The organism is Streptomyces antnestii, assembly GCF_004005495.1.
GTDB classification, from domain to species: domain Bacteria; phylum Actinomycetota; class Actinomycetes; order Streptomycetales; family Streptomycetaceae; genus Streptomyces; species Streptomyces antnestii.
Window position 1 is genome coordinate 258,162 of sequence record NZ_RZYA01000007.1, and the last position, 11,575, is coordinate 269,736.

At 70.2% G+C, this 11,575-nt stretch carries 11 protein-coding genes; all 11 read left to right on the forward strand.

Annotation, left to right across the window (positions count from 1 at the left end; all coding sequences use genetic code 11):
• The first annotated feature begins 6 nt into the window (after positions 1–6).
• The 11 genes from EOT10_RS17470 (at position 7) to EOT10_RS17520 (ending at position 11,528) form a co-directional block, all read left to right on the forward strand.
• Positions 7–1,293 (forward strand): ATP-grasp domain-containing protein, encoded by a 1,287-nt coding sequence (locus EOT10_RS17470; RefSeq protein WP_127829145.1) that lies wholly within the window; start codon positions 7–9, stop codon positions 1,291–1,293.
• A complete protein-coding gene (locus tag EOT10_RS17475) occupies positions 1,290–2,009 on the forward strand; it encodes a tryptophan 2,3-dioxygenase family protein (RefSeq protein WP_127829146.1) in 720 nt (239 codons plus the stop codon). The genes EOT10_RS17470 and EOT10_RS17475 overlap by 4 nt, the downstream gene beginning before the upstream one ends.
• The gene (locus tag EOT10_RS17480; RefSeq protein ID WP_127829147.1) at positions 2,006–3,193 is read left to right on the forward strand and encodes an aminotransferase class V-fold PLP-dependent enzyme; all 1,188 of its coding nucleotides are present in this window, start codon (positions 2,006–2,008) and stop codon (positions 3,191–3,193) included. Before EOT10_RS17475 ends, EOT10_RS17480 begins: the two co-directional genes overlap by 4 nt.
• Complete coding sequence (locus tag EOT10_RS17485) at positions 3,180–4,436, forward strand: tryptophan 2,3-dioxygenase family protein (protein ID WP_127829148.1); 1,257 nt, start codon at positions 3,180–3,182, stop codon at positions 4,434–4,436. The genes EOT10_RS17480 and EOT10_RS17485 overlap by 14 nt, the downstream gene beginning before the upstream one ends.
• A complete protein-coding gene (locus EOT10_RS17490; RefSeq protein ID WP_127829149.1) occupies positions 4,433–6,052 on the forward strand; it encodes an FAD-dependent monooxygenase in 1,620 nt (539 codons plus the stop codon). Before EOT10_RS17485 ends, EOT10_RS17490 begins: the two co-directional genes overlap by 4 nt.
• Positions 6,052–7,002 (forward strand): aminotransferase class IV, encoded by a 951-nt coding sequence (locus EOT10_RS17495; RefSeq protein WP_127829150.1) that lies wholly within the window; start codon positions 6,052–6,054, stop codon positions 7,000–7,002. Before EOT10_RS17490 ends, EOT10_RS17495 begins: the two co-directional genes overlap by 1 nt.
• Entirely contained in the window at positions 6,999–7,787 is a 789-nt protein-coding gene (locus EOT10_RS17500) for a cyclase family protein (RefSeq protein ID WP_127829151.1), read from the forward strand. Before EOT10_RS17495 ends, EOT10_RS17500 begins: the two co-directional genes overlap by 4 nt.
• 5 nt (positions 7,788–7,792) lie before the next feature.
• Complete coding sequence (locus EOT10_RS17505) at positions 7,793–8,482, forward strand: methyltransferase (RefSeq protein ID WP_127829152.1); 690 nt, start codon at positions 7,793–7,795, stop codon at positions 8,480–8,482.
• Positions 8,483–8,531: 49 nt separating this feature from the next.
• On the forward strand, positions 8,532–8,969 hold the full coding sequence (locus EOT10_RS17510; protein ID WP_127829153.1) for a PPOX class F420-dependent oxidoreductase: 438 nt from the start codon (positions 8,532–8,534) through the stop codon (positions 8,967–8,969).
• A gap of 92 nt (positions 8,970–9,061) precedes the next feature.
• Positions 9,062–10,309: an ATP-grasp domain-containing protein gene (locus tag EOT10_RS17515; protein WP_127829154.1), complete on the forward strand. Its 1,248-nt coding sequence runs from the start codon at positions 9,062–9,064 to the stop codon at positions 10,307–10,309.
• Entirely contained in the window at positions 10,296–11,528 is a 1,233-nt protein-coding gene (locus EOT10_RS17520; RefSeq protein WP_127829155.1) for an MFS transporter, read from the forward strand. The genes EOT10_RS17515 and EOT10_RS17520 overlap by 14 nt, the downstream gene beginning before the upstream one ends.
• Positions 11,529–11,575 lie beyond the last annotated feature (47 nt).

The window sequence follows — 11,575 nt, forward strand, 5'->3', positions numbered from 1 at the left end:
CGAGGCGTGCCCGGACACCTTCCGGATGCCGGTGGACGGCCACACATCGTGGTCGTCAATCAATGGAGAGAGCACTACGCCGAATACGGCCGCTACCTCGACCACACCACCCATCGCGTGACCTACATCAGCACCGAGGTGGGGCGCGGAGCGATCCCCGACGAGGCGGCCGAGGTCGCGCTCGTCCGGGACACCGGGGACCTCGCCGAGGCGCGTGCCGCGCTCGCCGGGCTCGTCAGCCGCCACGGTGCCCCGCACCGCATCGTCGCGCTCAAGGAGGGGGACCTCCTCGTCGGCGCCCAACTGCGCGCGGACTGGGAGCTGCCCGGGCCGCGGCCCGCTGACCTCCTGGCGTTCCGTGACAAGTTCCTGATGTGCCGGGCCGTCGCGGAGGCCGGGCTGCCCGTGCCCGAGTTCGCCGCGGTGAGCGATCACCGGGCGGTACGCGACTTCGGCGCCCTGGCCGGATGGCCGCTGGTGCTCAAGCCCCGTGTCGGAGGGTCGAGCGACGGGGTCGTGGTGCTGAGCGGTCCCGGTGACCTGGCCGCACTGCCCGACTTCGCCACTCCCATGCTCGTCCAGGTGTTCAATCCGCACCCGATCTACCACGTCGACGGCGTCTTCGACGGCCGCGTTCCGACCTGCCTGCGCGCCTCGCGCTACATCAACAGCTGCCTCGGATTCCGCGACGGCACCTTCCTCGGATCCGTGGAGGAGGACGACCCGCTGGTCGTGCGGGCGATCGAGGCCGCGGCCACGGAGTTCCTCGGCGCACTCACCAGCACCCCGGTGCCCTTCCATCTGGAGGTCTTCGTCGAACGGCGCCCCGACGGGGCGTCCTGCACCTTCCTGGAGGTCGGAGCGCGCGTCGGCGGCGCGGAAATCCCCTTCCTTTGGCGGGAGTTGCACGGCTACGACCTCATGCGGGCCGCGTTCGACCTGCAGGTGAAGGGGACGGCAGAGGTGCCCGAACCCCGCGCTGCCACCGGTGCGATCGGCGCCTGGCTGCTGATTCCGGCACCCACCGCACGGCCCTGCCTGATCACGGAGGCCACGTCGATGGTCGGCCGGCATCCGGGCCCCTACGCGGAGGCTCTTCTGCCCGCCGGTGAGGTGCTTCCCGCCTCAAACGCCTACTACGAGCACGTCGGCGGCCGCTTCCGCTTCCGCGGGGCATCGAGCACCGAGGTCGAGGCGGCGCTCGCGGCCACGGCGACCCAGTTCACGGTGCGCGCCGCCCCCGTCCCACCCGACGGGCAACTGACCGTCCGAATACCCGAGGTGACAAGGTGAGGGACTATTCCGAGCAGATCCTGACCGGGGAAGGCAAGGACGACTACGCCCGGTACATGCGCACCGACGACCTGCTCTCCCTGCAGCGCCGCCCCGAGGATGTGGTGCACCGCGACGAGCTGCTTTTCCAGGTGGTGCACCAGTCCACCGAGCTCTGGCTCAAACTGGCCTGCTCGGAACTGCAGGAGGCCACGGGCCTCATCGGCGCCGGCGAGCTGGACGCCGCGATCGAGTTGCTGCGCCGGGCCTCGTTCGGCGTGGAACTGGTCACCGAGCAGCTGAACATGATGCGGTTCCTCTCGCCCTGGGACTTCCAGACCATGCGGACGATCCTGGGGCACGGCTCCGGCGCGGACTCCCCCGGCTGGCGTTCGGTACAGCGCCACGGCCGCCAACTGGACTCTGCTCTGGCGGTGTTGATCGAAGAGCGGAAGCTCGACCTCGCCGAGCTGTACCGCAGCGGCACCAACAGTGCCGAGCACCGGCTCGTCGAGGCCATGATCGCCTGGGACGAGCAGGTATCGCTGTGGCGGGTGCGCCATTTCAAGATGATGACGCGGATCATCGGCCATGACGTCATCGGGACCCAGGGCACGCCGGTGGACGTCCTGGCCAAGCTCATCGAATACAAGTTCTTCCCCACGCTCTGGCGAGTGCGCACCGAGCTGACCGACACCGGCCCGATGGGCAAGTACCACTTGGCGGAGTCGGTGTGAGCGCCGCGACAAGCATCGACGCAGCCACCTTTCGCACGCACTTCCCGACCCTGGAACGCCGGGTGCACCTTGCCGGCTGCAGCCTCGGCGCCCGCTCCACCGGCCTCGACGAGGCGCTCGACCGGATGCTCGACGACATGGCCGTCGGTGCTGCGCCCTGGGCGCTCTTCGAGGACCAGGTGGCCCGGGCCCGGGCGGAGTTCGCCGCCCTGATCGGCGCCCGCGTCGACCAGGTGGCCGTGGTGCCCAACGCGTCTGTCGGCGCCTACCAGGTGGCGTCCACCCTGGACTGGAGCACCCGGCCGAAGGTGGTCACCACCGCACTCGAGTTCCCCTCCGTCGCCCATGTCTGGCTGGCACAGCGCCCGCGCGGCGCCGAGGTCGTGCACGCCGAACGGGCCGAGGACTGTGCGGAGCTCATCGACGACCGCACCCGCCTCGTGTCCGTGCCGCTCACCGGCTACCAGGACGCCGCCCGGCTGCCGGTCGCCGAGCTGACGCGCCTCGCGCAGGGCGCGGGCGCCCGTGTGTTCGTCGACGCCTACCAGGCAGTGGGAGTCGAACCGGTCGACGTCGGACAGCTGGGCTGCGACTACCTGGTGGCCGGCACCATGAAGTACCTGCTCGGCCTGCCGGGGCTCGCCTTCCTCTACGTGCGCGAGCCCGAACAGACCGCCCTCGAACCCCAGTTGACCGGGTGGTTCGGCCGCATCAACCCCTTCGCGTTCGACGCGAAGAAGCTCGATTTCTCACCCACCGCATCGCGATTCGAGACCGGCACCCCCTCCGTTCCCGCCTGCTATGCCGCCGTCGCCGGACTGCGCCTGATCCGGTCGCTCGACCTGTCCGCCGTACGCGAGCACGTACTCGCCCTGACGGACCTGGCCATCGCGCGCCTGACGGAAGGTGGATTCCAGGTGCGGGCCCTGCCGCGCCCCCGGCGGGGCGCTCATATCGGCCTGCTCGACGCCGATCCCGGCGCCGTGGCCCGATCCCTGGCGGAGCAGGACATCACCGTCAGCCCACGGGGCGACGTCGTGCGCCTCTCCTTCCACTACTACAGCAACACCGACGATATCGCCGCGCTGTGTACGGCACTCGACAACCATCGGCGTGCCCGCAGCAGCCGGTTACCCCACCGATCCGATCACCGGTCGAACGGCAGGTCTCATGCCAAAAGCTGAGCTACGGTCCTGGCTCCACGATCCCGATCCGAAGAAGTTCCCCTACCAAGAGGTGGTCCGTCACTTTCACGGTGTCGGCAAGCACTTCGTCCGCAAAGAGCTGCTCCAACTCCTCGCCGAGGTACGCGATCTGCTGCCCACGATGCGAGGGCCCTGGCCCCATGTGCAGACCCTCGCGGCATTCTTGAACACGGCGCTCGACAAGCCCGACGGACGCTACGACTACCCGACCTATCTCGCGCTGCCCCTGCTCCAGCTGCCCGCGGTGGACGACCCGGTGGAACAGGCCCCCTTCGCCCGCTCCCGGTGCGACCGGCTCGTGACGCATCTGGTCTGCGACGCCCTGTCGTTCGAGCTCGCCGCCCTGGACGGCCGCACGACATTGCTGCCGAAGATGCGGCCGGCACCCGATCTGGTCGCCAAGCGCTGCAAGCACGGCCTGCGGGTGATCCGGCCCGCGCTGGGCCGGATGTCGCTCGACGGCGGCCTCACCTCCAGCGACGCCGGCGAACTCGTGCGGCAGGCCTGCTCGGTGGTGCACGCCGACATGTCGTTCGCCGAACAGCGTGCCATCGGCCTCGGCGTGCTGCCAGTGGACACGGTGCACGACGAGTACATGTTCCTGCGGGTTCTCCAGGCGTTCGAGACCACGTTCGCACTGCTCGCCGTGCAACTGAACGGCGCGACAGCAGCCCTGGCCGAGCGAAGAGTGGACAAGGCGGTGCACTTCCTGAACGGGTCGGAGACGGCGCTGCGCGAGTCGGCTCCCCTGTTCTCGATGCTGGCGACGATGCAGGTCGAGTCATTCAGAACGTTCCGCGAGTTCACCGAAGGTGCCAGCGCGATCCAGTCACGCAACTACAAGATCGTCGAGTCGCTGTGCCGCACACCCGACAAGGAGCGCGTCGATTCGGCCGCGTACCGCTCCGTGCCCGACGTGCGCGAGCGCGTCCTCGGCCGGCAGCCCACGCTCGACGACGCCTACGTCGAGGTGTGTGCCTCCGGTGACCTCGACGCGGCGGAACGCGAACGGCTGCGGGCCTCGATGGAGACCTTTGCGGGCGCACTGCTGCGCTGGCGGAACACCCACTACCGCCTTGCCGTGCGGATGCTCGGCGAGGCCTCCGGAACCGGATACACGGAAGGCACCCCGTACCTGAACTCGGTGCGCGACGTTCCGGTGTTCCGCACCGTCGACGTCACCGGCGAGACGAGCGGCACCAGGACGGGGGTGACCCGATGACGGAATTCGACGCGCCGGTGGGCATCGTGGGCGCGGGCCCGATCGGTCTGGTCGCCGCGTTGCGCCTGGCGGACCTCGGAGTGCCCAGCATTCTTCTCGAGGCAGCCGGAACCCTGACCAAGCAGGGCTCCAAGGCATGCCTGATCCAGGGCGACGTACTGGAGATCCTCGACAAGTTCGGCTGCGCCACGCCCATCAAGGACGAGGGCGTCACCTGGACCATTGCGCGAACCTACGTGCGCAACAAGGTGATCAGGTCCGCCGAGTACCCGCTCGGTCCCGGCTTCGGCCCGTTCATCAACATCTCCCAGCACCGCATCGAACAGGTCCTCGTGGAGGCCGCCGAAGCCCATCCGCTCTGCGAGCTGCGATGGGGCCAGGAGGTCGTCGCGGTCACCCAGGACACCGACTCCGTCACGGTGCGGGCGACCGGCCCCGAGGGGGAGCACTCCTACCGCTTCGGGCACCTGGTCGCCAGCGACGGCGTACGCAGCAGGCTGCGCGAACTCCTCGGCGTCGAGTGGACCGGATACACCCACCAGGACCGCTTCCTGATCACCGACATCAAGGCGAAGCTGCCGCTGGCCAAGGAGCGGCACTTCCATTACGACCCGCCGTTCAACCCGGGCCGCCAACTGGTCATGCACCCGCAGCCCGACGACATCTGGCGCATCGACTGGCAGCTGCCGCCGGACGCCGACATCGAGGCCGAGCGCGCGGACGGCCGCTTCGACCAGCGGGTCAGGGACGTCATCGGAGACATCCCGTACGAGATCGACTGGGTCAGCACCTACCGCTTCCACCAACGCGTCGTGGAGCGACTGCGCGTGGGCCGGGTCCTGTTCGCCGGGGACGCCGCGCACGCCCTGCCGCCCTACGGGTCGCGCGGCATGAACAGCGGTATCCAGGACGCGGACAACCTCGCCTGGAAACTCGCCTGCGTGCACGCCGGGCACGCGGAGGAGGAGCTCCTGGAGACCTACCACACGGAGCGTTACGCGGCCGCGAAGGAGAACCTCCGCGTCACCGAGGCGACGATCCGGTTCATGGTGCCGCCCAATCTCGCGCGCCGCTGGACCCGCTCGGTGCTGCTCAGCCTCTCGCACGTGCTCGGGCGGGCCGAGAAGCACGTCAACAGCGGCAAGATGGCCGAGCCGTACGTCTACAAGGAGTCGCCCATCGTCCAGGCCGGTGACGACGCCCTCCTCGGCTCGTTCGCGCCGGACGGGCACGTGGACGTCGACGGGGAGCGAACCCGGCTGCGCCGCCTGCTCGGGGACGGCTTCGTGGGGCTCTGCTTCGCCACCGAAGCGGCCTCTGCCACAGAGTTCGTCGTGGATGCCCGCGCGAAGCCCTGGCATCTCCCCGCCCGTCTGGTGGTCGTCCTCCCCGCGGGGGCATCGGCCCAGGGGCTGCCCGCCGACGTCGTCGTCGCCCACACCGACGACCCGTCACTTCTTGGGCCCTACGGCGCCGACGCCGGCACGTGGTGGCTCGCCCGGCCCGACGGGCACCTCGCCGCCTGCGGCAAGGAGGGCGGCGGCTTCGCGGACGCTCTGAGCATGGCAGTGAGAAGCCCCGCACCGTACCGGCATCCTGTGAAAGGAACCAGCTGATGACCGCGAACGCACCCGAATACGCCTGGCTCGACGGCCGGCTCGTCCCGTGGGACCAGTGCGTCGTACACGCCCGCAGCCAGGGCGCCTTCTGGGGCGCCAACGTCTTCGAAGGCATCCGTGCCTACGTCAGCCCTGACGACGGCGAGCCGTACGCCTTCCGCGTCACCGAGCATCTGGAGCGACTGCGGCGCTCCATGAAGAGCCTCCACATGGAGATCGACTTCACCGACGCCGACCTCGCCGCGGCCTGTACGGATCTCATCCTCGCGAACGACTTCGGCACCGACGTGCACGTCTGCGTCGTCGCGTACTTCGGGATGGGCCCGAACTTCGATCCACTGGCCCACACCACGGAGACCGGCGTTCACATCACCTCGACGCCGGTGCCACGATCCGCGGCCTACGACCGGGGCGTGGCCGCCTCCATCTCCTCCTGGCGTCGCATCGGCAACGACGCGATGCCCACGCGCATCAAGGCCGGCGCGAACTACCACAACAGCCGTCTCGCCCAGCACGAGGCCGTGCGCAACGGCTTCGACACCACCCTGCTGCTCAACTCGCGCGGCACGGTGTCCGAGGCGCCGGGCTCCTGCGTGGTGATGGTCCGCGACGGTGTGCTGATCACGCCGCCCGGCACCAGCGGTGTCCTCGAGGGAATCACCGTGGACACCGTGGCCACCCTGGCCGGTGAGCGGCTCGGGCTGCCGTTGGAGCGCAGGGAGATCGACCGCGCCGAACTGTACGTCTGCGACGAGCTGTTCCTGTGCGGCACCATGTCCGAGCTTCTGCCGATCACGAGCGTCGACCGGCTGCCCGTCGCCGACGGCGGGCCAGGCGAGATCACCCGCGCGCTGCAGGGCCACTACGACGACGCGGTACGCAACCGCAGCAGCCACCCCGACTGGTGCACGCCAGTCGTTCCCACCCCCGAGGGGGTGGTGGCGTGAGCGTCCTCGAAACGCTGGTGACGGCCCTTCGCAGCGGCACGGTCGAGGTGATCGACCTGACCGCACCGCTGTCCGAAGAGACGCCGATCATCTGCCTGCCGCCCGAGCGCGGCCAGCCCTGGCCCTTCGCCCGCGAGGTGATCAGCAACTTCGACGAGGCGGGCCCCACTGTCTACTGGAACAACATCCGCCTCTCCGAACACACCGGCACCCACTTCGACGCCCCGGCCCACTGGCTGTCCGGCAAGGGCCTCCAGGACGTCTCCCAGGTCCCGCCCTCCCGCCTGGTCGGACCGGCCGTGGTCCTCGACATGACGCAGGCCGCGGACCGTGACCCGGACTTCCTCCTGCGCCGGGAGCACATCGAGGCGTGGACGGCCGAGCACGGGCCGCTGCCCGAGGACGGCTGGCTGCTCTACCGCACCGGCTGGGAGACCCGCAGGGACGACCCGGAGCGCTTCCTCAACGACCGGCACACCCCCGGAGTGGACCCGGCGTGCGCGCGCTGGCTCGCCGAGGAGACCCCACTCGCGGGCATCGGCGTGGAGACGGTCGGCACCGACGCGGGCCTGGCGGGCGACTTCACCGACCAGCCCTTCCCCTGCCACTGGTACCTGCACGGCGCGGGCAAGTACGGCCTGACCCAACTGCGCAACCTCGCGCAGCTGCCGCCCACCGGGGCGCTGCTCATGACAGGACCGCTGCCGATCGTCGGCGGCTCCGGCAGCCCCACCCGGGTGCTCGCCCTGGTCGAACACCACAGCCAAGTCAGCGAGGGGGCATGAGCGCCATGGACGCAACCGGATTCAAGCGGGGCAGCGACCTGCTGCGCAGGCACCAGCAGGACGAGGGCCGCGCGGGAGAGTTCACGCTGCTCGACCGGACCTGGGACCTGCTCGACGGGGTGTTCAGCCCGACGTACACCCCGGTCACCGAGCTGTTCTCGACCTGGCTGCCCTACCCGGAGGGCGGCGCGTTCCTGGAGATGGGCTCAGGCGCCGGTGTCACCTCGGTGATCGCCGCCCAGTCCGGCTGCCGTACGGTCACGGCCCTGGACATCAGCGCCGCGGCCGTCGAGAACACCCGCCGCAATATCGAACGGCACCAGGTGGGTGACCGGGCACGGGCACTGCACAGCGACCTGTTCTCCGCCCTGTCGCCCGACGAGCGCTTCGACGTCATCTACTGGAACTCCAACTTCGCCGAGGCACCGGACGACTTCGTCAACGAGACGGACCTGCACCACGCCTTCTTCGACCCGCGCTACGACGCGCACCGCCGGTTCGCCCACGAGGCCCCCGCGCATCTGACCGACCAGGGGCGGCTGCTGCTCGGCTTCAGCAGCATCGGCAACAGCGCGCTCCTGGCCGAGATCTGTGGCGAGGCGGGCCTGGCGGTGGACGTGCTGCGCACCGAACGGCGCAGCCCGGACCCGGACACCACCTTGGAGTTCCAACTCCTGGAGCTGCGCCCCGTGTGAGACGGGCAGGAAGCCCAGGCCACCGAAGCGCCCACGAAAGGACCCTGCCATGACCGACGCCACCGGCCCGGACCCCTTCCTGCCCCTGCTCGCCGAACACCGGCGTGGTGTGCTCTGCGCCCTCAAGGGCGACGGCCGCCCGCAGCTCTCCAACGTCGACTTCTGGTACGACGACGCGACGCGCACCGTACGCCTCTCCACCACCGCGGACCGGGCCAAGACGCACAACCTTCGCCGCGATCCACGGGTGAGCCTGCACGTCACCACCCCCGGTGGTGGCGCGTACGCCGTCTACGAAGGGATCGCCGAACTGTCCCCGGTCGCCGCCGACCCGCGCGACCGGGCCGTCGAGGAACTCATCGACGTCTTCCGCGGGGTGCAGGGCGAACACCCCGACTGGGACGAGTACCGCGCGGCCATGGTGGCCGACCGCAGGCTGGTCATTCGGTTCCGCATCGAACACGCCTACGGCTGGATCCCGTCCTGAACCGCGCCCGCTCCGCCGCCGCTGCGGACTGACCCGGGTCCCGCGCATTTCCCGACCGACCACCAAGAACGCAGGAGACGTGGAGGACAGCCATGCCCGAAGGCAAGGCGCATCTGACGGTTGTGGGTAGTGGCAGCCGGCCCTACCGCGAGTACGCCCTGGAGGCATTGTCCGAGCGGTACCGGCTGTCCGCCCTGCTGCCGGCCGAGCCCACCTGGCAGCGCCGCCACCTTGCCGAGTGGCGGGTGGTGGACCTTGACGACGAGCGCGCTGTGACGTCGGCGCTCGCCGAGTTGACGGGGCCGGGAGCGGGGGTGCTCACCTGGGGCGAGGCAGTCCTGGAGACCACCGCCCGCGCGGCGGAGAAGCTGGGTCTGCCGCACATGTCCCCCCGCTCGGCGGCCCGTTGCCGCGACAAGTACGTGACACGGACCCTGCTCGACGAGGCCGGACTGCCCACCGTGCGGCACGGCCTGGCGCACTCCGCGGACGAGGCCGAGGCCATCGCCGCTTCGATCGGCCACCCCGTGGTGATCAAGCCTCGCGCGCAGGCCGGGAGCATCGGCGTCGTGCTGGCCGCCGACGCCACCGAGGTCCGCGCCGGCTTCACCCTGGCCGACGGGGCCCGGTACGGCTCGCTGCCCACCGGTCACGGCGTCATGATCGAGGAGTACCTCCTGGGGCCGGAGATCAGTGTGGACAGCGTCGTCCGCGACGGCGAGGCGACCTGCGTGCACATCGCGCGCAAACGCCTCGGCTTCGAGCCGTACTTCGAGGAGATCGGCCATCTGCTCGCCGGCTGGCGGGACGAACCGTGGTCGGACGCGGTACGCGACCTCGTCACCACCGCGCACCGGGCACTCGGCATCGAACTGGGCGCCACCCACGCCGAGGTGCGCCTGACCCCGTCCGGGCCCCGCCTCATCGAGCTCAACGGCAGACTCGGCGGCGACCTCATCCCGTACGCCGCCCGCATGGCCACCGGTGTCGACCTCGTCGTCGCCGCCGCCGAACTCGCCCTGGGCCGCGTCCCCGACCTCACTCCCAGCGAGGACCGGTGCGTGGAGATCCGCTTCCACTACCCGAAGTTCGACGGTACGGTGCGCCGCCTCGAGATCGCCGAAGCGGCCCGGGCGCCGGGCATCACCCACGCCGCCGCCCTCGTCGAACCCGGCGCCGGCCTCCTGCTGCCACCCCGGCAGGTCATCCCGCGCCTGGCCGTGCTCATGGCCGCGGGCCCCGACGAAGACGCCTGCGCGCACGCCCTGAACAGCGCCGTACCGCTGATCGTCGACGACATCGTCCCGCTCACCGAGGCAGCCGCCCATGTTCTTGACTAGGCGCCTGCGCCCCGTCGACAGCCTGATCGGCGCACACGGCCTCTCCTCCTTCTGCCTCGGCCTCGCCCTGCCCTACACCGCCATCTACCTCGCCGACCAGCCCGGCGTGGGGACCGGCGGCGTCGCCCTGTTCTACGCGTCCAGCGGCATCGCGAACCTCGTGGTGGCGCTGCTGCTCAGCACCGGCATCCTCAAGCTGGGCCGCGTCCCGCTCGGCGTTCTCGGCACCCAGCTCTGGCTCGCCGGCTATCTCGGCGTCTCGGTCATCGGCTCCCACCTGTCGGCAGTGGCCGCGGCCATCGGTGTCGGGGCGGGCCAGGGGTGCATCATGGCCGCGATCATCCCGCTCATCAACGTACTGATCACGCCCGAGGAACGCCGCCAGGTCTTCGCACGCCGCTACGCCGTACTCAACGCGACGCTCGCCCTCGGCTCGCTGGTGTCCGGCCTGCTGACCGTGGTGCTGCCCCGCTCGGTCATCCCGTACTTCTTCGTGGTCAACGCGGTGGGCGTCCTGCCGCTCACGGTGGCGATCATCGCCGTACGCCGGCACCTGCCGGCGCCCACCAAGGAAGAACAGGAGAGTGAGGCGGCGCCGCTGCCCCTGCTCGGGCTGTGGAAGGTGATGCTGCCCGTCGCGCTGTTCCAACTCGCCGCGTCCCTCTTCGCCTTCAGCCAGTTCGACGCCACGGCGCCCCTGATCACGACGGGGCTGATGGACATGCCGCTCTTCATGGTCTCGCTGATGCTCTTCCTGGTGGTGACGGTGATCGTCTTCTGCCAGCGCCCGATGACCCGCCGCCTGGAGGAGAAGCCCGAGATGACCGGGCTGCACATCGCGGTCGCCCTGTGGGTCGCCGGTTACGTCGTGGCCGGACTGTTCGCCTTCGCGCCCTTCGGCCTGCGCATGGCCGGACTCCTCGTCTACGTCGTGCTGTTCGGACTGGGAGAGTGCGCGTACTCCTGCTCGTTCCACCCATGGCTGATCTCCGTGGTGCCCGACAGCGAGCTGACCCGGGCCAACGCACTCGTCAACTCGATGATGGGAGTGGGGAAGTTCGCGGGCCCCTCCGTCGGTATCGGCCTCGCCCTCTCCGGCAACGCCACCGTGGTGTGGCTCGGGCTCGCGGCGAGCTGCACGGTCGTCACCGTGCTGACCCGCCTGCTCATGAACAGACGCGGCACGGCCGCGCCGGCCGTCTCCGAGCAGCTGCAGTAACCGCTGCCGCGCATCGCGCGGTCGCGCCACCAGACCATCGGAGGCTC